General features: G+C 46.9%; 22 protein-coding genes. 1 reads left to right on the top strand and 21 read right to left on the bottom strand.

The window, feature by feature from the left end:
- Positions 1–4 precede the first annotated feature (4 nt).
- The 8 genes from ileS to BLR88_RS00380 form a co-directional block, all read right to left on the bottom strand.
- Entirely contained in the window at positions 5–2,776 is a 2,772-nt protein-coding gene (gene ileS / locus BLR88_RS00415) for an isoleucine--tRNA ligase (RefSeq protein WP_057898327.1), read from the bottom strand.
- Between the two features lie 165 nt (positions 2,777–2,941).
- Entirely contained in the window at positions 2,942–3,436 is a 495-nt protein-coding gene (locus BLR88_RS00410; protein ID WP_057898326.1) for a DivIVA domain-containing protein, read from the bottom strand.
- Positions 3,437–3,477: 41 nt separating this feature from the next.
- Entirely contained in the window at positions 3,478–4,251 is a 774-nt protein-coding gene (locus tag BLR88_RS00405) for a YlmH family RNA-binding protein (RefSeq protein WP_057898325.1), read from the bottom strand.
- A gap of 4 nt (positions 4,252–4,255) precedes the next feature.
- Positions 4,256–4,519 carry a YggT family protein gene (locus BLR88_RS00400; protein WP_057898324.1) on the bottom strand — a complete coding sequence of 88 codons (264 nt, stop codon included), beginning with the start codon at positions 4,517–4,519 and terminating at the stop codon, positions 4,256–4,258.
- Between the two features lie 18 nt (positions 4,520–4,537).
- Positions 4,538–4,975 carry a cell division protein SepF gene (locus BLR88_RS00395; protein WP_057898323.1) on the bottom strand — a complete coding sequence of 146 codons (438 nt, stop codon included), beginning with the start codon at positions 4,973–4,975 and terminating at the stop codon, positions 4,538–4,540.
- A gap of 28 nt (positions 4,976–5,003) precedes the next feature.
- A complete protein-coding gene (locus BLR88_RS00390; protein ID WP_281423684.1) occupies positions 5,004–5,696 on the bottom strand; it encodes a YggS family pyridoxal phosphate-dependent enzyme in 693 nt (230 codons plus the stop codon).
- A 9-nt stretch (positions 5,697–5,705) separates the two neighbouring features.
- Positions 5,706–6,536, bottom strand: a complete 831-nt coding sequence (gene pgeF / locus BLR88_RS00385) for a peptidoglycan editing factor PgeF (protein WP_091259587.1) — start codon at positions 6,534–6,536, stop codon at positions 5,706–5,708.
- Between the two features lie 66 nt (positions 6,537–6,602).
- On the bottom strand, positions 6,603–6,893 hold the full coding sequence (locus tag BLR88_RS00380; RefSeq protein WP_057898321.1) for a YlmC/YmxH family sporulation protein: 291 nt from the start codon (positions 6,891–6,893) through the stop codon (positions 6,603–6,605).
- Positions 6,894–7,146: 253 nt separating this feature from the next.
- Between BLR88_RS00380 and BLR88_RS00375 the strand changes: the two genes are divergently transcribed.
- Complete coding sequence (locus BLR88_RS00375) at positions 7,147–7,932, top strand: basic amino acid ABC transporter substrate-binding protein (protein ID WP_254778188.1); 786 nt, start codon at positions 7,147–7,149, stop codon at positions 7,930–7,932.
- Positions 7,933–7,997: 65 nt separating this feature from the next.
- Here BLR88_RS00375 and sigG read toward each other — a convergent pair whose 3' ends face one another.
- The 13 genes from sigG to spoVE all read right to left on the bottom strand — a co-directional run bounded on the left by sigG (position 7,998) and on the right by spoVE (position 20,785).
- Complete coding sequence (gene sigG, locus BLR88_RS00370) at positions 7,998–8,774, bottom strand: RNA polymerase sporulation sigma factor SigG (RefSeq protein WP_057898319.1); 777 nt, start codon at positions 8,772–8,774, stop codon at positions 7,998–8,000.
- A 116-nt stretch (positions 8,775–8,890) separates the two neighbouring features.
- Complete coding sequence (gene sigE / locus BLR88_RS00365) at positions 8,891–9,613, bottom strand: RNA polymerase sporulation sigma factor SigE (protein ID WP_057898318.1); 723 nt, start codon at positions 9,611–9,613, stop codon at positions 8,891–8,893.
- Positions 9,614–9,632: 19 nt separating this feature from the next.
- Positions 9,633–10,553 (bottom strand): sigma-E processing peptidase SpoIIGA, encoded by a 921-nt coding sequence (gene spoIIGA / locus BLR88_RS00360; protein WP_302846652.1) that lies wholly within the window; start codon positions 10,551–10,553, stop codon positions 9,633–9,635.
- A gap of 283 nt (positions 10,554–10,836) precedes the next feature.
- Complete coding sequence (gene ftsZ / locus BLR88_RS00355; protein ID WP_057898316.1) at positions 10,837–12,024, bottom strand: cell division protein FtsZ; 1,188 nt, start codon at positions 12,022–12,024, stop codon at positions 10,837–10,839.
- Between the two features lie 36 nt (positions 12,025–12,060).
- A complete protein-coding gene (ftsA, locus tag BLR88_RS00350; RefSeq protein WP_057898315.1) occupies positions 12,061–13,335 on the bottom strand; it encodes a cell division protein FtsA in 1,275 nt (424 codons plus the stop codon).
- A gap of 131 nt (positions 13,336–13,466) precedes the next feature.
- Positions 13,467–13,829, bottom strand: coding sequence for a small basic family protein (locus tag BLR88_RS00345; protein ID WP_057898314.1), 363 nt, complete (start codon positions 13,827–13,829; stop codon positions 13,467–13,469).
- Between the two features lie 4 nt (positions 13,830–13,833).
- On the bottom strand, positions 13,834–14,565 hold the full coding sequence (locus tag BLR88_RS00340) for a DUF881 domain-containing protein (RefSeq protein WP_057898313.1): 732 nt from the start codon (positions 14,563–14,565) through the stop codon (positions 13,834–13,836).
- 105 nt (positions 14,566–14,670) lie between these two features.
- Positions 14,671–15,438 (bottom strand): DUF881 domain-containing protein, encoded by a 768-nt coding sequence (locus tag BLR88_RS00335; protein ID WP_057898312.1) that lies wholly within the window; start codon positions 15,436–15,438, stop codon positions 14,671–14,673.
- A complete protein-coding gene (locus BLR88_RS00330; RefSeq protein WP_162265005.1) occupies positions 15,392–16,165 on the bottom strand; it encodes a cell division protein FtsQ/DivIB in 774 nt (257 codons plus the stop codon). The genes BLR88_RS00335 and BLR88_RS00330 overlap by 47 nt, the downstream gene beginning before the upstream one ends.
- A 98-nt stretch (positions 16,166–16,263) precedes the next feature.
- Positions 16,264–17,517, bottom strand: a complete 1,254-nt coding sequence (murA, locus tag BLR88_RS00325; protein WP_057898310.1) for a UDP-N-acetylglucosamine 1-carboxyvinyltransferase — start codon at positions 17,515–17,517, stop codon at positions 16,264–16,266.
- 14 nt (positions 17,518–17,531) lie between these two features.
- A complete protein-coding gene (gene murB / locus BLR88_RS00320) occupies positions 17,532–18,437 on the bottom strand; it encodes a UDP-N-acetylmuramate dehydrogenase (protein ID WP_057898309.1) in 906 nt (301 codons plus the stop codon).
- Between the two features lie 99 nt (positions 18,438–18,536).
- Positions 18,537–19,637, bottom strand: coding sequence for an undecaprenyldiphospho-muramoylpentapeptide beta-N-acetylglucosaminyltransferase (murG, locus tag BLR88_RS00315; RefSeq protein WP_091259582.1), 1,101 nt, complete (start codon positions 19,635–19,637; stop codon positions 18,537–18,539).
- Positions 19,638–19,693: 56 nt separating this feature from the next.
- Complete coding sequence (gene spoVE, locus BLR88_RS00310) at positions 19,694–20,785, bottom strand: stage V sporulation protein E (protein ID WP_091259658.1); 1,092 nt, start codon at positions 20,783–20,785, stop codon at positions 19,694–19,696.
- Position 20,786 lies beyond the last annotated feature (1 nt).

Below are 20,786 nucleotides of genomic sequence, written 5' to 3'. Positions count from 1 at the left end.
CCGGTTATGCGTTTACTTCCTGTTTAACTACCGTTGCACAGCGTACGCACAGCGTTGGATGGTCAGCATCATGTCCTACTTCCGGCGTAATCACCCAGCAACGCTCGCATTTTTCGCCTTCCGCAGGCGTTACGACAACCGCGAGACCTTCCAGCTGCACAGCATTTTCCGGTGCCACTTCGGAAGAGGAGTGAAGCGTCACATGCGATACAATGAACAGTTCTTTCAAATGCTCGTCCGCGCCTTTAAGCGCTTTTTCCACCTCTTCGCCTGGATAAATCGCGACGGATGCAGCCAGCGATTGACCGATGACTTTCTCGCGACGTGCCTCTTCAAGAGCCTTCAGCACTTCATCACGAATTTCCACAAGGCGATCCCACTTCGCTTCCAGCGCCTCATCGCTCCTTTCACTCCGCGCTTCCGGCATATCGGTCAGCTGTACGCTTTCCGCGTCAGTTCCCGGAATGTACTTCCACACTTCGTCCGCCGTATGCGGGATAATCGGTGCTACAAGACGCACAAGAGCCAGCAGAATGTCATACATCACAGTTTGCGCGGAGCGCCGGCGAAGCGATTTCTCCCCGTCCGCGTACAAGCGGTCTTTCGAGATATCCAGATAGAAGGAACTTAGCTCGATCGAGCAGAAGTTGTGAATCACATGGTATACCGTATGGAATTGATACTCCTCATACGCTTTACGCACTTTTTCGATGACCTTCTGGGTTTTAGCTATCATATAACGGTCAAGCTCTTCCAGTTGTTCATAAGGCACACGGTCTGCGGCCGGATCGAAGCCTTCCAAGTTACCAAGCAGAAAACGGAATGTGTTGCGGATTTTACGGTACGCTTCGGCAATTTGTTTGAGAATAGCGTCCGAAATGCGCACGTCCGCCTGATAGTCTACAGAAGCAACCCACAGACGGAGAATGTCTGCGCCCAACTGATCCATAATCTTCTGCGGCACAATCACGTTCCCGAGCGATTTGGACATTTTCCGTCCCTCGCCGTCCAGCGTAAAACCATGGCTCAATACCGCTTTGTATGGTGCCCGTCCATACACAGCCACAGCGGTGGACAAAGACGAGTTAAACCAGCCGCGGTACTGGTCAGAACCTTCCAGATACAAGTCCGCCGGCCACACCAGTTCTTCCCGTTCGCGCAACACTGCTTCGTGGCTAGAACCTGAGTCAAACCATACGTCCATAATGTCTGTTTCTTTACGGAAGTGCTTGCCGCCGCATTTCGGGCAAACGGTGCCTTCCGGCATCAACTCTTCTACATCTTTTGCGAACCAAACGGAAGAACCTTCCTTACGGAACAGTTCGGAAATATGATGAATCGTATCGTCATTCACCAGCGGCTCATTACAATCGCGGCAGTAAAAAATCGGAATCGGCACGCCCCAGACACGCTGGCGGGAGATACACCAGTCACTGCGGTCCGCGATCATATTATGCAAACGCTGCTCGCCCCAATGCGGTATCCATTTCACATCTTTAATCGCCTGAAGCATCTGCTCGCGGAACCCGTCAATGGACGCAAACCATTGCTCGGTCGCCCGGAAAATAACCGGCTGTTTGGAACGCCAGTCGTGCGGATACGAGTGAGTAATAAAGCCCATATGAAGCAGCGCACCCGCTTCTTTTAACTTCTCAGTAACCAGCTTGTTGGCATCATCGTAGAATACGCCTTCGAATCCCGGCGCTTCTTTGGTCATCATCCCTTTTTCGTCCACAGGGCAGAGTACATCTAGCCCATACTTCTGGCCAAGCATAAAGTCGTCTTCCCCGTGGCCGGGCGCGGTATGAACGCAGCCTGTACCAGCATCGAGCGTAACGTGTTCACCTAACAGCACTGGTGATGTGCGATCATAGAACGGATGGCGACATACGACGCCTTCCAGCTCCGCTCCTTTGTATGTAGCGGTCACCTCGTACTGTTCCCAACCGATCGTCTGCGCTACATTTTCAAGCAGTCCGGATGCGACGAGAAACTTGTCGGCTCCTACTTTCACAAGCGAATATTCCAGTTCTGGATGAACCGCAATTGCCAGGTTAGCCGGAATCGTCCACGGTGTGGTTGTCCAGATAACGACTTTATCGCCTTCTGCCAGTTTGCCCTTGCCGTCCGTCACAGAAAACGCGACATAAATGGATGCAGAGCGTTTGTCCTTGTATTCGATTTCCGCTTCCGCCAGCGCCGTTTCCGAAGACGGAGACCAATATACGGCTTTTAATCCTTTATAAATATAGCCCTTTTTCGCCATTTCACCAAAGATTTTAATCTGGCGGGCCTCATATTCTGGCTTCAGCGTAATATACGGGTTGTCCCAGTCGCCGCGCACACCGAGACGTTTGAACTGTTCTTTCTGCTTATCCACGTACTTGTACGCGTACTCGGCGCAACGCTCACGGAACTCGACGACGCCCACTTTATGCCGATCAATTTTCTCGTTTTTGATAATGGCATGCTCAATCGGCAGTCCATGCGTGTCCCAGCCCGGCACATACGGTGCGTCAAATCCCAGCATCGATTTCGAGCGCACAATAAAGTCTTTCAGCACTTTATTCAATGCGTGTCCGATATGGATATCACCATTCGCGTACGGCGGTCCGTCATGTAGGATAAACTTAGGCCGGCCTTTGGTGCGTGCCTGCACTTTCTCATACATTTTGTTTTCTTCCCACCATGCCTGCATTTCAGGTTCGCGTGTTGGCAGGTTTCCCCGCATCGGGAAATCGGTTTTTGGAAGCTTCAATGTTTTACTGTAATCCATCCTCGTTTCATCTCCTACAGTATAATCATCGCAAAATAGCCTTCCCAGCCCATGCAAACGGGACGAGAAGGCTACGCTATCCCTCGTAAAAATCTGGTATATTCTAAGAATTATAGACCAATCAATGCCCTAACGTCAACCGACAGAGTTTTCACATGTTGCTGCTTATTCTGTCATATTTTTCGCAAGGTCTTCTTCAATTTTTTCGAAGTCTTCCCAATCGCCGTTGTCCAGCATTTCAAGCTGCGCTTCCAAGATGGAGCGGAAACGCATGCGATATACGGAAGCGCGACGCTTTAGCTCATCGATTTCGGAAACAAGCTTGCGGGACTTCGCCAACGCCTCGTTAATCAAGCGATCTGCGTTCTTTTCCGCTTCTTTAATAATGAGCTGCGCTTCTTTGCGCGCGTTTGCCTTCAGCTCGTCCGCCGCTTCCTGAGCCATAACGAGCGATTTTTTGAGCGTCTCTTCGATGTTGGAGAACTGGGACAACCTCTCGTTCAACGTAGCCACGCGCTCTTCAAGCTGGCGTTTTTCCTTTAGCAAAATATCAAACTCTTTGATAATTTGATCAAGAAATTCATTGACTTGGTCTTCGTCATACCCGCGAAACACGCGGCTGAATTCCTTATTATGAATATCCAGTGGTGTAAGCGACACGACAGTGCACCTCCCATAAATCTAAAAAGCAAAACATAGAATCAGTCAAATACAACAACTTCCATTTTAATGCGGCCTTTTTTTGTTTCTCCGCCAATAGAAGTTACTTTAAAGCGGCCAAAACCTTTAAACGAAACAATGTCCCCTTCTTCCAGATAAAAAGACGGATCGTTTATTTCACGAAAATTCACCTTCACCCGTCCGTTTTGGATCGGAGCGACCACTTTGGCCCGGGACAAGCGGTATACATCTCCAACTACCGCATCCAGTCGGGGGGATTGTACGGTAAACGACAACGGATGAAACGACTGCTCAGGTACAGAAATCCCCTCAAGTGGAACCTCCTCCACTGTTACACGAACACGGTGAACCTGATTCATATATAAACGCACGTAACCAGCAATTTCTTCCGCCACCAAAAGCTGTGCGCCATCAGTATGAACAAGTATATCTCCAAATTTTTCCCGCTTTATACCTAACCCAATCAGAGCGCCTAAATAATCCCGATGTTCCAGCGTCAAAAAACGATTTGTCCCTTTGACCTGAAGCAGGGCTAACCCAAACTCTTCCCGCGATGGTTCCACATATTCAGGGTAAAAAAGGCCTCTTACTCGCTCCGCCTTTTCGTATCCGCCATATGTTTCAAAATATACGCCCGCTTCTCGGTTCGCAATCGATCTCGCAATAAATGCTTGACGCGGATCAAGAAAATCGGTGCGGAGCACCTGATACCGAGCGCGAACGCGCTCGGTCCATTCCAGCACCCGCTCCACGAACGGATGCTCATCCCGCCGAAAGTGCTGGTATATGCTCATCTAGTTACACCAGCGACATCAGGATGCTGATAAGCCCGATCTGGGCGAAATATAGCGCAAACAGCGCCACAATCGGCGAAATGTCAATCATGCCAAGCGGCGGGATAAAGCGGCGGAAAATTTGCAGATACGGCTCCACTAGCCGTCCCAACATTTCACCAAAAGATGTTTCGCGTACCTGGGGAATCCAAGACATTACAATATAAATAATAATCATATAATAGTATACATTGAATCCAAAATGGATCAGGCTGATAATTTGCGCCATTTCCTCACCTCGACTACTTTAACCTCTATCATCATATATCATTTCCGTAATATTTCCTTGTACTTCCATATGTTCAGGTAAGCACAAAAACGTCTTGTGTCCAACCCGTTGAATGCTGCCGTTAATAGCGTACACCGTACCGCTTAAAAAGTCGATAATCCGCTTTGCCTGTTCGCCCGGTACACGCTGCAAATTGATGACAACGGCGCGTCTGGAGCATAGGTGATCCGCAATCTCCTGTACTTCTTCATAAGATTTCGGTTCAACCAGCATGACACGGGGCGCCTGCTCTTTTACGGCGTGCAGGCTGACGACGTTATTCATCTGGCGGTTTTTGCGCGGCTTTACATACGCTTCTTCCTCTTCATACTCCTCCGCCTCATCGATAATTTCTTCATACACTTCTGCCTCGCCCCCAAGCCCGAAAAACTCCTTAATCTTGCTAACGACGCCCATGTTCATCGCTCTCCTTACCTAAATAATTTCAATTTCGTTCGTCGCCGACCAGCGTGGACCCCAAACGGATAAAGGTTGCTCCTTCCTCGACAGCGATATGGTAATCGTTGGACATTCCCATGCTTAAATGATGCAGCGGCATATGTGCATACTGTTTCCGCATCCGATCGCGCAACTGACGCAGTTCCCGGAAAATCCACCTTGTTTCCTCAGGATTTTCGACATATGGGGCCATCGTCATAAATCCACATGCTTCAATGTGCGGCATGTCCTGAATAGCCGCAAGAAAATCAGGTACCTCTTGCGGCGCAAGCCCATGTTTCGTCTCTTCACCGGAAACATTTACTTGCACCATGCATTTTGTCACTACGTCGTGTTGCGCTCCGCGCTTATTTAATTCTTTAGCGAGCGAAAAACGATCCAAGGAGTGCACATATGTAAACCGGCCAACCATGTCTTTCACCTTATTGGTCTGTAAATGACCGATAAAATGCCAGGTGGCTGCTTCCGTGCCGATTGCCTGCCACTTCGGCACGGCATCCTGTGTCCGGCTTTCCCCAATATGATGGATGCCGGCCGAAATAGCCGCACGCGTCGTCTCCAAAGACACATATTTCGTGACCGCTACAATTTGCACTTCGGACGGTTTACGCCCCACACGTTCGCAGCTGGCTTCAATCATTGCTTGTACCCGTCGTAAATTTTCCGCAATATATGACAATGTCTTCCCTTACCCCTCTTTCAATGCGATAAAAGCCGTCATCCGGCCCGTTTTTCCTTTTTCTTTCCTATAGGAATAAAATACATCGCTTCGGCAACTTGTACATAAATGACTCACTTCGATATGAGATGGCAAAATTCCTGCTCTTTCAAGCAAAATTCGATTCGTTTCCTGCAAATTTAACATATACTTTCCTTCGCGCGTCTCTGTCAATACACGAAAGGCTTTTGCACCAAGCACATTTTTAATCTCATCGGCCACTATATCATTCACTTCGTAGCAGCAGGCACCGATAGACGGCCCGATTGCTGCGTATATATTCTCCGGACCAATCGCCCATATTTTCCGCATTGTCTCAACCATTTTCGGACCGATACGCGCGACCGTTCCGCGCCAGCCCGCATGCGCCACACCAATCACTTGCGCTTTTGCTTTTGATGCATAAAAGAAAAGCGGCACACAATCGGCGTAAAACGAAGCAAGAAACACGTTTCGCTTATCGGTCAGCAGACCATCCGTTTCTGCAATCGCGTCGCTGTGCGCCATTCTGCCCGCGCCTACATCATCGTCCGTTATCACGCGAATATTGCTTCCGTGTACTTGTTCTGCGCACGTCCAAGAAGCAAAAGAAAAACCGTTTGCTTCAACAAGTTTTCGTCTATTTTGAATGACATGCTCCACTGTATCTCCAACGTGCAACCCACAATTCAGACTTTCATATTCTCTCCTACTTACGCCGCCGTTCCTCGTGGAAAAGCCGGCCACAAGCTGCGGCCACTTGCTTTCCCATCCCGTAAGGCGGAGCATAAGCCCCTTCTCCTGCATGACGAATGGCTCCATCCTCTTCCCTCCTCACAATAAGAATCTTACCATTCCCGTCCTTATAAGAAAAGAAAGAATACGGATTTATGAACGGTACGAGCCTTCGTCCATACCCTGTTTCATAAGTGCCACCCCATCATCCAGCCGGACAAGAATTACATCTTTCCCGATTTTTACGATGTTGCGCCACGGAATTGTAATTTCTTCTCCTCCGCCAAACAACCCGAAAAACTTTCCGTTCCCTTTGCCCGGGACAACAATTGCCTCGACGCGCCCCGCTTGTAGGTTAATTTCCAAATCGATCACCTGGCCGAGATTTTTTCCATCTAATATGTTTACCACATCTTTCTCCTGAAATTCTGAAATTTTTACCATTATTTGTTCACCTCGCTTTGCAGCGCCCGGCTTCTCGGTTTATATAACCAGTATATGTACGAGATTTAGTAAATGTCCTAAAAGTATTTTTTATCTTCAAAGCACTTGCCAATAACGTATTATGCTCGTATACTTATTCATGTTACCTTATGAATAAACATTTTGTATAAATCCGTTTGAAATTGCAACATCGTGCTATAGTCTAAATGAGGAAATGCACATTATGTACAAAAATATAGGAGGTCTATACACAATGGGGAAAAAGTTTTTATTCACACTTATCGCCTGCTTGCTCGCGTTTGGACTTGCAGCTTGTGGCAGCAAGGAAAGCAATGGGGGAAATGCGGCAGGGGCAGAAAAAAAGAAGCTCATAGTAGCAACGGATGCTGCGTTCCCTCCGTTTGAATCAATGTCTCCGACCGGAGAGCCGGAAGGATTTGATATTGATTTGATTAAAGCGATCGCCAAAGCGCAAAACATGGAGATCGAAGTAAAGCATACGGGCTGGGATCCGATGATGGCCGGTCTTAAAAACGGTTCCGTTGACATCGCCATCGCCGGTATTACCATTACCGATGATCGCAAAAAAGTGTTTGACTTTACAACCCCTTACTTTACAGCAGAACAAGGGATTCTCGTTAAAAAGAACGCGCCGGCTGTGAAAACGGTAGCTGACCTGAAAGGCAAGAAAATCGGCGTTCAATCCGGTACAACAGGTCAACTCCTTGTGGAAGAAAAACTCGGAAAAGGTTATAGCGGCTTAAAAGGCTACGAAGAGGTAGCGGGCGCGATTGAAGATATGAGGAACGGCCGCATTGACGTGGTTGTTGCCGACAACGCGGTTGTGAAAAAATTCATGGAAAAGCTAAAGCTTGACGATGTGAACATTATTGAAGACACTTCAGCCAAACAAGAACAGTACGGCATCGCGGTGAAAAAAGGGAACAAAGAATTGCTGGATAAGCTGAACAAAGGTCTTGCCGCTATAAAGGAAAACGGCGAGTTCGACCAAATCTACAATAAGTATTTCAAAAAATAAAAGTAATAATTGAAAAACGGACGCGGTACAACGCGTCCGTTTCTGTTATTGATCCACTCACTTCTTCACTGTACGTGCTTATACATCTGCGATATGGCGGCCTTCTCCAGCCTCGATACTTGCGCCTGGGAAATGCCGATTTCTTCGGCAACTTCCATCTGGGTTTTTCCTTCAAAAAAGCGCATAGAAAGAATCAATTTTTCTCTTTCCGTGAGCCGCTGCATCGCCTCCCGCAACGCGATCTCTTCTGTCCACTGGCTATCCCTATTTCGCTCGTCGCCGATTTGATCCATAACAAAAATCGGGTCACCACCGTCCTGATAAATCGGTTCAAACAACGAGACTGGATCCTGAATTGCATCCAGAGCAAACACTACATCTTCCTTCGGAACGTTTAATTCTTCCGAGATTTCCATAATAGTAGGTTCACGGGAATTTTTATTCGTTAGCGCATCCCTTACTTGCAACGCTTTATACGCAATATCTCGCAATGAGCGGGAGACGCGGATGGGATTGTTATCCCTAAGGTACCTGCGGATTTCCCCAATAATCATCGGGACAGCATACGTAGAAAACTTGACGTTCTGGCTCAAATCGAAATTGTCTATGGCTTTCATCAGCCCAATGCAGCCCACCTGAAACAAGTCATCCACGTATTCTCCGCGATTGTTAAAGCGCTGGATTACACTTAACACTAAGCGCAAGTTGCCATTCACTAGTTGCTCTCTTGCTGCATAATCTCCATTTTGCAGTTGGACAAACAATTCCCGCATTTGTGCGTTAGTTAGCACAGGAAGCTTGGATGTGTCCACTCCGCAGATTTCTACCTTGTTGCGTGTCACGTATTTTCCCTCCTAATGGAGCCAGCGTTACTGATAAGTATCTCCGCGAAGGGAAAAATTATGCAGCATCGACATGATACATTCGCTTTCGAATTATCACGCAATTCATGCGGTTATTATAGCATTTTGTTAAACTCTTTCTTAAGCCGTTTAATAATGCGCTTTTCAAGGCGGGAAATGTAAGATTGTGAAATGCCGAGAATATCGGCTACGTCTTTTTGCGTTTTTTCTTCTTCCCCATTTAACCCAAAACGCATTTCCATAATAATACGCTCGCGTTCCGACAGTTTATCAAGCGCTTTATACAGAAGATTTTTGTCCACTTGTTCTTCCAGATCACGGTAAATAATATCGTTCTCTGTGCCTAGTACATCGGACAGCAGCAATTCGTTCCCATCCCAGTCAATATTAAGTGGCTCATCAAACGACACTTCCGATTTAACTTTGCTATTACGACGCAAGAACATAAGAATTTCGTTTTCAATGCAGCGGGATGCGTATGTTGCAAGCTTAATTTTCTTTTCCGGATCAAACGTATTAACAGCTTTAATCAAGCCAATGGTTCCGATACTAACCAAATCTTCGATATTAATGCCCGTATTCTCAAACTTGCGGGCAATATATACAACAAGTCGCAAATTTCGTTCAATCAAGATGGAGCGAACAGCTGGATCCCCGGTGTGTAAACGGCTTAGCAAATAGTCTTCTTCCTCACGGTTTAACGGAGGCGGGAGCGCTTCACTGCCGCCGATATAATGAACTTCTTCGGTTTTCGCGCCAATGCTAATAAGGAATCGGTACCACCACAATTGTACTAGCAAGCGTAGCTTTGCAATCATTGTATCCCTCCTTTTATCGTTAGGAAGCGAGCTCATCCTTTTCTGCCGTCGCTTTTGGATGTACTACCGCCTGATAGCTTCCATCCGCAGATAACGGGGAAGCTCGCAAACCAATCAACATCCGGCGTAAACGATATGTTTTGTTACCCGCATATACCCGCACTTCGTCCGGACGAATAGCAATAAGAAAACTTGCTTTGCTGGATACCGTACAGTACGGGATAAATCTCATTCTTTCTAACCACTTTTCCTCTCCGTCAGGCACGGCGCTTGCAATATCTATTTCTTCACAATATATCTGCCGCAAAATTCCATCCGGCAATACCTCTTTCCACAATTCGGCTTCCATAATAGTGACGGGGATGCGTGACAACGGATCATGCAATTGGTTGCCTGTATCAATAAAGCCGCGGCAGCGAATCGTGTGACCAAACACATCCACTTCAAGACAGACGTGCTGCACATCAACCTGCCGGTTGGCTTTCACGCTATAATACCCGTGACGTGTACACCACCAAAAAATTGGAAAACCAAAAGCAATAAATAGAAATGTCGGATTCGTTCCAGCAGAGCCTGTATGCGTCAATACGATCCCATTTACGACTTCACTCTTGGATTCCAGCATAGTGTGGGTAGCCATGAGCCCACCGCCGATAAAAAAGGAAACAGCGTAAAAGGCACCAAGAAGACGAAGCGTAGTCCATATTCTCGTCCAGCGGAACGCAAGCAAAATCATAATGCAAGAAAAAATAAATTTCGCAAGAAAAGTAAACGCGAAGGATAAGGGCGGAAAAAACAAAAAAACCGTATACGCGGCGCCAACGGCGGAAGCGAGTAACAACCTGCGTTTTCGAAGAGGCTGACGACAAATATGACCGGTTAAAAACAACAACATATAATCAATAACCATATTGATAACAAATACCATGTCGGCATACACCGTCACATTCGTTCTGAACCTCCTCTCCCATTTTCTCGTGTTCTTATTATCACATAGAAAAAGATGGCATTGTCCTTAAATCGTATGAAAAATTAAGACAAAATATGAGAGGAATTTTAGACAGGATATGACATAATAAAGGGAAAAAGAGGAAAAGTAAATCATGAATATGCCGCACTCGCTTTTTGAAAATGTATGTTCTATAATAAAGATAAGTTATTCCCATTTTTCAAGCCAAAAGCCTTGAGTGATTGCATTTCACTCAAGGCTTTTGCTATTCCAGCTATCTTTCTTTATTTTTGCGTCTGCGATTGCGCAGGAATGTCGGAATGTCAAGATTGTCCATTCCGCTGTATGATGGAGCTTGACGCGGCTCTGGACGGGACAGAATTTGTGGCTCTTCGCTGTCTCGCTCCGGCTCAGCCTGATTTGTACGACGCAGCGGTCGCAAGTTCTGCACGCTTAGCGCCTTATCGCGACCTGCATCTATTTGTGGTCGGCGCGCCATTTGTTGTTGTGACTCTTCAAATCCGGTCGCAATGACTGTCACGACGATCTCGTCTTTCAGGTTCTCGTTAATTACAGCACCAAAAATCATGTTTACTTCCGAATCAGCAGCAGAAGCAACAATATCGGCCGCTTCATTTACTTCATATAGACTCAAATTCGTACCACCAGTAATATTCATTAGCACGCCGCGCGCGCCGTCAATCGATGTCTCAAGCAACGGACTACAAATCGCTTTTTTCGCCGCTTCGGCCGCCCGATTTTCTCCCGTAGCAATCCCAATCCCCATAAGTGCAGAGCCCCGCTCCGTCATAATCGTCTTCACATCAGCAAAGTCAAGATTAATTAATCCCGGTACGGCAATCAAGTCGGAAATGCCTTGCACACCCTGGCGAAGCACGTTATCCGCCTCACGAAACGCTTCAAGCATTGGAGTATTTTTATCAACAATTTCTAGCAGCCGATCGTTTGGAATGACAATAAGCGTGTCAACCTTGTCTTTTAGTCCGATAATCCCCTGCTCTGCTTGCACGGCGCGTTTACGACCTTCAAATGTAAATGGACGGGTTACAACGCCTACTGTAAGTGCTCCGATTTCTTTTGCGATTTCCGCGATGACTGGAGCAGCTCCTGTTCCCGTCCCACCACCCATTCCGGCAGTCACGAAAACAAGATCGGCTCCCCGTAGCGCCTGTTCGATTTGTTCACGGCTTTCTTCCGCCGCCTTCTTTCCAACTTCCGGATTGGCTCCAGCGCCAAGCCCGCGCGTTAACTTGGCGCCAATTTGCAGCTTATGCTGCGCCTTTGACAGATTAAGCGCTTGGTAATCAGTATTGACTGCGATGAATTCAACGCCCTGAATCCCGCTTTCGATCATCCGGTTTACCGCATTGCTCCCACCGCCGCCAACACCGATGACCTTTATCTGCGCTAGCGTATCCATTTCCAAGTCGAATTCTAACATGTATAAAAGTCCCCCTCACTTATCATGCACACAGTTCTAAATAAATTCACTAAACCATTCCTTAACCTTCTTGAAAACTCCCCCATGTTCCTTCAGCTCTTTTGAAGTTTTCAGTGCATTATTCGTTTTTTTGCTTTTCGGCTGAGGCTGTTTCACTTCCGGTTGCTGAGGCATCTGATTCATATAGTATTTGGACGCGTATTTGATCAGCCCCACTCCCGTTGTATAGGATGGATCACGCACACCTATGTAATCCGGAATCGCAATCCGCACAGGGGCCTGTAGCTCATAACGCGCCAACTCTAACAAACCCGGAATATTGGCCACTCCCCCGGTCAATACGAAACCATTCGGTATGCTTGTATCATAACCCATAAGATATAATTCGTCTTCTACCAAATTAAAAATTTCCGCAGCACGAGGTTCAATCACATTAGCCAATTCTAACTGGGTATATTCCTTCTCCACATCGCTCCCTATCCGCTTCACAAGAAAGCGCTCGTCCTCACTCGCTTCTTCGATAAGCGCGCACCCGCTGTTTAATTGAATTTGCTTCGCTTCTTCTGTTGTCGTCCTGAATCCGATCGCAATATCGTTTGTAATATAATCGCCACCGATTGGCAACACGGAAAAAGCGTTCAGCGTTCCTGACTCAAATACTGACACTGTCGTAGAACCGGCGCCGATATCCACAAGCACTACCCCTAAATTTTTTTCATCCTTCGTCAACGCAATCTCACTGGATGCAAGCGGCATAAGGTACATTCCGGCGATGGATAATCCCGCCCGTTCTACGCAGCGTACGAGGTTATGTATGACAGTCTTTGCTCCTGTAATGATCGTACCTTCCATCTCGAGGCGTACGCCCATCATACCTCTTGGGTCGCTGATTTCTCCAAGGCCGTCAACAATATATTGAATAGGAACCACATCGATAATTTCGCGTTCCGGGGGAACGGCTATCACCTGCGCCGCCTTCATTACACGTTCAATATCTTCGTCCGTAATCTCTCTGTTCTCGCTGGACACAGCAACCACTCCGTGGCTCGGCTGCAACTGAATATGGTTGCCTGAAATACCGACCACAACATGACGGATCGGCAAATCGACCATACGCTCCGCTTTTTCTACGGCTTCCCGAATCGATTGCACAGTCTCGTCAATATCTACAATGGCACCTTTTTTTATTCCATGCGAATCCGCCGTTCCAACCCCAATAATATTAATGGTTCCGCTGTTAATTTCTCCAATGATTACTCTGACTTTGGATGTACCAATATCTAAGCTGACAATATATTCACTGCTGTTCAAATTTGGCACCTCCTCTATTTTTATTTTTGGTAGTGTCTAGCGTAGCAATAAAAATGATGTACTGTATTTACTTCCACATCGCGCAGTATTTCCCCTCTTTTTTCAACGCGAAAATTTATAAAAAATATGCGTTAAGGGAGCGTTTTCTCCTCTTTTTCCCTGAACCAGCGCCCGATGAGTATACGGCGGATCACAGCAATATTGTTAAACAGGCGAACGCCAAAAGCAAAAATGGCCGCTAAATACAAATCGATCCCCATATACACGCCAAGAAAAGCAAGCCCGGCCGCCAGTAACGTATTAAAGAAAAAGCCCGACATAAATACTTTAATGTCAAAGGAATTCTGCAAATATGCGCGCAAGCCTCCAAAAATGGTGTCAAGGGCGGCCAGCACTGCGATGGACAAATAGCTGCTGTATTCCTCCGGTACCCGGAATTGAAATGATAGCCCGAGAATCACACCAATGACTAAACCGAGAATTGGTAACCACATTCGCTTACGACGCTCCTTTTTGTTCCATAGGCTTCATATATTTTACTCTTACAGTTCCTTGATACGCGGGAACCGTCACGCTTTCCGATTTTTGAATGATAAACTTTTTATTTAAAAATTGAAACCAGGCTTCCATTGATTCACGGTCCGAACCGGGAAGGCGCAGCGCAGCTTCCAAGCTCTGTGGTTCTCCGATTGCCTTTATAATATAAGGCATCTCAATTGGCTTTGTATCTACCTGAATGCCTTCACCGACGGTACGAATGGAACTGCTCACGATCAACCGATTCCCGTTAATGGCGATCGCTTTGGCACCGTTCGCGAATAACAGGCTTGTCAAATCGGTTAAATCTTGGTCAATAACTGGAGATTGAAGCTTGTTCATTCCTGGGGCGACAGGATTATCTTCAATCGTAATAATCACGCCAGGTCCCGTCACATCGGAAAAACCATTCTCTCTTTTAATGCGGGCAAACTCTTCCTGAATGACAGAAAGCCCCCCGCCTTCATTCATCGACGTTTCATATTCTCTCAACAGTTTTTCATACTTGGAAATGTCATTTAATAGCTTCTGGTGACGCTCCATTTCTTTTTGTACATTCTGACGCAGTTGAAACAAGTCTTGGCGTTCCGTTGCAAAAATCATCTGATTTGAGCGAAATTGGAGCGCTAGCATGAACCCAATAATAATACTTATTACTGTAATTATGAATGGGACCTGTCGATTATTTTTCATTTTTCATCGCTTCCTTACCGCTCCTATTAAATACACCTTAAGATACTAACATTCATCGACGTTATAAGGGAAAAAGTGATGTCAAACTATCATTCCCTTGATGCTTTAGGCTTCTGTCGACGCCTTCGCTTGCGTTTCACCGACATAGGCCGGCAGTTCAATTTTGTCTGAACTGTTGATGGTAATTTCAATCGTACGTTGCTTCAGCATGTCAATGACCCCACCGGGCAATTTTAGAGCTGAAAGAAGAGTTTCCTTGTCACCAATCGCCTTAATCACAAACGGAGGCGCAAGTTTTGTATCATTGACAATCACTGTCGGCCCGACACAGCGGACGCTTGAACCGCCCACCAAACGTTGATCATTGATGGCGATACCTTCCGCACCAGCAGCAAATAATTCGTTGACCACATCCCGAATATTCTGATCGTGCACAATCCCGTCGGCAACATTATTAAAGCTGCGGGCCGATTTACTGTCTTCAAGTGTGACCGTCACCCCCGATCCGACAACCGGTATCAATCCCGCCTTCATTCGCATTTGTTCCAATTCATTCAATACCTGTCGAGAAACTGCCTGTCTTTCCGACAGTTCCTTTTCTTTTTGATTCACTTCCAGCCGCAACTTTTGCAATCTTTTTTCCAGTTCCTCGTTCGTTTCTTTTTCCTGGATAAGCTTTTCATTTAGCTTAACTTTTTTCTCCCACTCACTATCGCTTGAAGCAGGAACATTGCTTGCACCTTCCATGGTCAACTGCACCGAATAAGCAACAATAAATCCAAATACGAGGAACACAAGCGCTAAGTATACGTGGATTCTACGAATCTTAAGGTTGTTTATTACCGTTTGTTTGTTGCTGCTTATACGGTTCAAACCACTTCACCTCTGATAAATTAATAATCCCTTCCGTCTTTCCTTCCCGCTTCAAGCTCTGTACAAATGAAGGGTACCATGCCATATTATCCGCAAAATCCTGGATTACGGTATGAACCTCAAAACCGTCTTTCATAAAAAGAATGAGACGATCTGGATTATTTTTCGTAGGTTCATGCCTAATCTCCGAAATTTGTCGACGAATTCCTGGATCTAACTTGTCGAGTTGCTCCGCAAATTCAGGCAACAGCTGCTCTGTCTTCCACAACCGGATAATCGGCTTGTCCACCATTTCGTCGCTCGACGGATACTGTCGCAAGACAACGCCTTTGTTTGTTACCGGATAAAGTTCGCCGCGGTTATTCATCAAAAACGCCACACGTGGGCGTTCTTTAACCACCAGTTCAATTTTCCCAGGAAACGTTTTACGCACTTCTACGCTTTCAATCGCAGGAATCGCTGATACGATAGAGGTGGCTACTTTCTCTTTATTCACCAGCAAATACTGCATATCAAAATGAAGGTGAGATTGTTTGATCACTTCTCCCGGAGACACAAGTTGGGCTCCGGTTACGGAAATATCCTGTACCCGGCTGATAGAGGATTGAAAAAAAAGAACGAGGAGTAACACGAGAAAAAATAGCAACAGCAGTATAAGCAATTGGCGGTTCGTCCTTTTCTTCCGGTTTTCCTTCCGTAAACGCGGGATTTTTTCTATATTCGCCATTCCGTATTCCTCCGCTTTTAAACCTGTAAACTTACAAAAGCGGCATACTCCCATATGCCGCTTCACATGCACAAAATATGCTTGTTGAAAGTGCCGCTTCACTGAACCCGCCGAATACGAGCCCCCAGACTCACAAGCTGGTCTTCAATCCTATCATAACCGCGATCAATATGATAGGATTGCGTCACTCTCGTTTCTCCTTCCGCAGCGAGCCCGGCAATAATCAGCGCCGCACCGGCTCGCAAATCAGTTGCTTCTACTACCGCGCCCGATAAACGCGGCACACCACGAATAAAAGCCGTATTCAAATCCACGTAAATATCAGCACCCAACCGACATAATTCATTCACATGCCGGAATCTCCCGTCAAACACCGTCTCTTTAATGATACTGCATCCTCGTGCCAGTGAAAGAAACGCCATCATCTGAGATTGCATGTCGGTTGGAAATCCAGGATAGGGTGCCGTCATAATTCGATCAATGGCGCGAAATGATCTGCTGGCCTTTACCGTAATTATATCATGCCCATATGTGATTTCAACACCGCTTTGTTTGACAACATCTAACAAAGACACAAGATGCATTGGGTTGACGTTTCGCAAAGTAATGCTTCCGCGTGTAATAGCCGCCGCCAGCATCATCGTCCCGGTTACAATCCGATCGGGAATCACCTGATAATCTGTGGCATGAAGTCGGGAGACCCCTTCGATGATAATCCGATCCGTTCCAGCGCCGCGTACGCGCGCGCCCAAACGGTTAAGGAAATTTTGCAAATCGATAATTTCCGGTTCACGCGCTGCATTGGAAAGAATGGTCTCCCCTTTTGCCAACACCGCTCCCATCATAATGTTCTCCGTAGCTCCGACACTCGGATAATCAAGAAAGATGACGCTACCTTTGAGCTTATTAGCTGTACAATGAATCAATCCGTCTTGAGTCGTAATTGTGGCTCCGAGAGCTTTCAATCCTTTAAGATGAAGATTGATGCGCCTCTCCCCGATAGCACAGCCGCCCGGACGTGAAAGCGTCACTTGCCCGAATCTCGCCAAAAGCGGCCCCATTAAAAAGATAGAAGAACGCATCTGCCCCATTAGATCTTGTGGAACAAACGAAGAAGAAAGATTCGTCGTATCTACGTGAACAGTCGTTCCTGTATGACTGCATACGGCACCAAGTTTTGTCAAAATCTTAAGCATTACATCAATATCAGAGAGACGGGGTACATCGTAGATGGTGTAGGAACCTCCGGTCAGCACGGTAGCCGCAAGAATCGGAAGTGCCGCATTCTTTGCGCCTTGAATGCGCAATTCTCCTGAAAGAGGGGTTCCCCCCTCTATTACGAATGACTCCAAGATTTCACCTCCGTTTACCCCTCGCCCACCACCAATACTTCCGGAACAAGTTTAATATTATACCGTTCATTTACGATTTTTATTACTTGTTCCATCAGGTCGAGGACATCCTGGGCCGTCGCGTTCCCTCGATTTACGATGAAATTGGCGTGCTTCTCCGAAATTTGTGCACCGCCGACCCGAAGCCCCTTAAGTCCCGCGCTTTCAATTAAACGTCCGGCGTGGTCGCCTGGCGGATTACGAAACACGCTTCCCGCGCACGGCAGCGACAACGGCTGTGTCTGGCGTCTTCTATCTTTATATGCTGCCATATGACGGGCGATCTCTTTACGGTCGCCGTAAGCCAGCTTAAACACCGCGCTTACAACAATGCCCCGCCTCTTCTGCAAGATGGACGTGCGGTAACTAAACCCGAGTTCGTCGGCGGAAAAAATCACCAATTCCCCTGTTTCGAGCAACACTTCAGCCGATTTAAGAATGCGTGAAACGTCAGAATTGTGTGCGCCTGCATTCATATAAATGGCGCCGCCCACCGTACCGGGAATGCCACCGGCAAATTCAAGCCCGGTTAATCCCTCTTTCCCGGCCATGACAGCTAATCGAATAAACGAATAGCCAGCACCCACCTCTATCTCTTCCCCATTAAAAGCGAGGTGATTAAATCCATCAGCCAGTTTAAAGACAACGCCGCGGATTCCTCGGTCCCGCACAAGCATATTTGAGCCTCTGCCCAGCACATACCAAGGTACATTATGCTTGTGAACGAGTTTCATACTGCGAGCTAACGCCATCTTGTCAGTCGGTTCAACAAGAATATCTGCCGGGCCGCCGATTTTCCATGTTGTATGGTTTGCCAGCGGCTCATTGATAAGCACTGTTCCAATGTTAGCTTCTTTCAACTCTCTGATTAGCTCCTGCATGATAGAACCTCCTTGAGTGAATCCCCTGCCTGGTACGCACTGCTTCCACGGGTCACGCGCCTAGAATAATGTATGCCCAACCCGCTCGCTGTGTTACAGCTAGGCGCAGGTGATCGCTTGTAATTCTTTGTATATGAGTGTGGCGGCATTCGGCTGACCAAGCGCTTTTGCCGCCTGGCGCATTCTATCCACTCGCGCGCTGTCACGCAGGATAGCGTCAATTTCAGCAAGAAGAAGAGAACCGTTCAATTGCGACTCAGTAATCACGCGCGATGCGCCCTGTTCTTCCAGCCACCTTCCATTTTTTTCTTGATGATTGTTTGTTACATAAGGAGAAGGAATCAAAATAGACGGCAAGCCGAGCGCAGTAATCTCCGCTAGGAAAGATGCGCCTGCCCGGTTTACGATTAAATCAATACCAGCCAGCACTTCAGGCATATTATAGATAAAAGGACGGATCGTCATATTTTCCGGCACACCGCCCTGATTTTTTATAGCTTCCATTGTTTTATCGTAGTGGACCTCTCCCGTTACATAAATAAAATGGTAAGCCGGATAATCACACAGCTTCGGTGCCATTTGAATCACTGCTTCGTTAATCGCTTTCGCCCCGCGGCTTCCGCCAACAATAAGAACATATTTTTTCCCTGATGGAACATGTAGCGAAACGAGCCCGGCCCGTCCGTCCGCGTGCGCAACTTCCGTAGCCCGTGGATTTCCGGTCACCACCGTTTTTCCCTGTGGAAAGTACGAAGCTGACCCGGAGAATGTAACCGCCACTCGATCCGCATAACGAGACAAAAATTTATTGGTCAGACCTGGAATTACGTTCTGCTCATGAATCAGCGTGGGAATACCGAGCGAACTCGCGGCGTATACAACCGGACCACAAACATAACCGCCGGTGCCTACGACAACATCCGGCTTAAATTCCCGGATAAGACGTTTCGCCCGGCGGGTCGCCTTAAAAAATCGCATGATTGTTTTTACATTCTCAAACGAAAGACTCCGCTTAAAGCCAGTAATATACACCGACTCAAACGGAATCCCTTCTTTCGGCACAATTTCCGACTCCAACCCTTTTTCTGTTCCAATATATAATACGCGGGAGCCCGGCTCGTGCCGTTTGATTTCTTTAATAAGGGCGAGAGCCGGATAAATATGTCCGCCTGTGCCGCCCCCGCTAATAACAATATCCATACTCGCACCACCTGTCTCCTCTATTGTTCATTTTCTCTCTATTTTAATCCGTGCACTTAGATTCGAGAATAGCGTGAAATATTTAGCAGAACCCCAATTCCCGTCAGCATCAGCGTGAGGGAAGAACCGCCGTAGCTCAGAAAAGGTAGGGTGATTCCCGTTACCGGAAACATACCGGTAACAACACCGACATTGATAACCACTTGAATCGCCAGCATACCAATAATCCCCGTCGCAAGCAAGCTACCGAATAAATCGGGCGCCGTAATTGCAATTCTCATACCGCGCCACAGCAGCAGTAAGAATAACAACAGCACTGTCGCACCGCCGATAAATCCAAGCTCTTCCGAAAGGATAGAAAAAATAAAATCGTTATACGGTTCCGGCAAATACAAGAATTTCTGGCGACTCATACCGATGCCAAGCCCCATTAAACCGCCAGGCCCAATGGCGTATAGAGATTGGATAATCTGGTATCCATCGCCAAGCGGGTCTTTCCACGGGTCGAGAAAGGCGGTAATCCGATTTATTCGGTACGGCGCCGCTAAAATAAGGCCAGCGAACCCGAGAACGCCGAGAAAGGCAAGCCCAAACAAATGCTTCATTTTTGCTCCAGCGATGAAAATCATCAATACTGAAGTACCAAGCAATACCGTGCCAGTTCCAAGATCAGGCTGCATCATAATAAGACCAAATGCAAGGCATACAATGCCGAGCGTTGGTGCCAAACCTTTCGTAAACGAAACAATCATTTTCTGGTTATCCGAAAGCCATTTGGCCAGAAAAATAGCCATACCTAACTTCGTAAACTCCGCTGGCTGAATTCCGAATGCACCAATTCCCAACCAGCTTTTTGCTCCGTTAACCTCCTTACCGATAAGGAGTACAATAACAAGCAAAAAGAAGCAAAAGTAAAGGCCAGGTTTTGCCCATTTTTTCCATATCCAGTAATCAATGTTCATCGTCACAAACATAGCGAAAATACCGAGAATCGCAAAAATAAGCTGCCGTTTGGTGAAAAAGAACGGGTCGCCTTTCTGTGCAGCGACAACCGCGCTCGAACTGTACACCATAACGACACCGACCGCCAGCAGTACAAGTGTAACAACAATAATAATAAAATCAGGAGTTGAACGGGCCTTTATCAAC

This window comes from Aneurinibacillus thermoaerophilus, from assembly GCF_900099925.1.
Classification (GTDB): domain Bacteria; phylum Bacillota; class Bacilli; order Aneurinibacillales; family Aneurinibacillaceae; genus Aneurinibacillus; species Aneurinibacillus thermoaerophilus.
This window is presented reverse-complemented; position numbering and strand designations above follow the sequence as displayed.

Excerpts from the sequence above, each read along its gene's own strand:
- ileS (WP_057898327.1), bottom strand. The coding sequence starts at position 2,776 with ATGGATTACAGTAAAACATTGAAGCTTCCAAAAACCGATTTCCCGATG.
- BLR88_RS00405 (WP_057898325.1), bottom strand. The coding sequence starts at position 4,251 with ATGAGCATATACCAGCACTTTCGGCGGGATGAGCATCCGTTCGTGGAG.
- BLR88_RS00400 (WP_057898324.1), bottom strand. The coding sequence starts at position 4,519 with ATGGCGCAAATTATCAGCCTGATCCATTTTGGATTCAATGTATACTAT.
- BLR88_RS00395 (WP_057898323.1), bottom strand. The coding sequence starts at position 4,975 with ATGGGCGTCGTTAGCAAGATTAAGGAGTTTTTCGGGCTTGGGGGCGAG.
- pgeF (WP_091259587.1), bottom strand. The coding sequence starts at position 6,536 with ATGGAGCCATTCGTCATGCAGGAGAAGGGGCTTATGCTCCGCCTTACG.
- BLR88_RS00380 (WP_057898321.1), bottom strand. The coding sequence starts at position 6,893 with ATGGTAAAAATTTCAGAATTTCAGGAGAAAGATGTGGTAAACATATTA.
- BLR88_RS00375 (WP_254778188.1), top strand. The coding sequence starts at position 7,147 with ATGGGGAAAAAGTTTTTATTCACACTTATCGCCTGCTTGCTCGCGTTT.
- sigE (WP_057898318.1), bottom strand. The coding sequence starts at position 9,613 with ATGATTGCAAAGCTACGCTTGCTAGTACAATTGTGGTGGTACCGATTC.
- ftsZ (WP_057898316.1), bottom strand. The coding sequence starts at position 12,024 with ATGTTAGAATTCGACTTGGAAATGGATACGCTAGCGCAGATAAAGGTC.
- BLR88_RS00345 (WP_057898314.1), bottom strand. The coding sequence starts at position 13,829 with ATGTGGTTACCAATTCTCGGTTTAGTCATTGGTGTGATTCTCGGGCTA.
- BLR88_RS00340 (WP_057898313.1), bottom strand. The coding sequence starts at position 14,565 with ATGAAAAATAATCGACAGGTCCCATTCATAATTACAGTAATAAGTATT.
- BLR88_RS00330 (WP_162265005.1), bottom strand. The coding sequence starts at position 16,165 with ATGGCGAATATAGAAAAAATCCCGCGTTTACGGAAGGAAAACCGGAAG.
- murB (WP_057898309.1), bottom strand. The coding sequence starts at position 18,437 with ATGCAGGAGCTAATCAGAGAGTTGAAAGAAGCTAACATTGGAACAGTG.
- murG (WP_091259582.1), bottom strand. The coding sequence starts at position 19,637 with ATGGATATTGTTATTAGCGGGGGCGGCACAGGCGGACATATTTATCCG.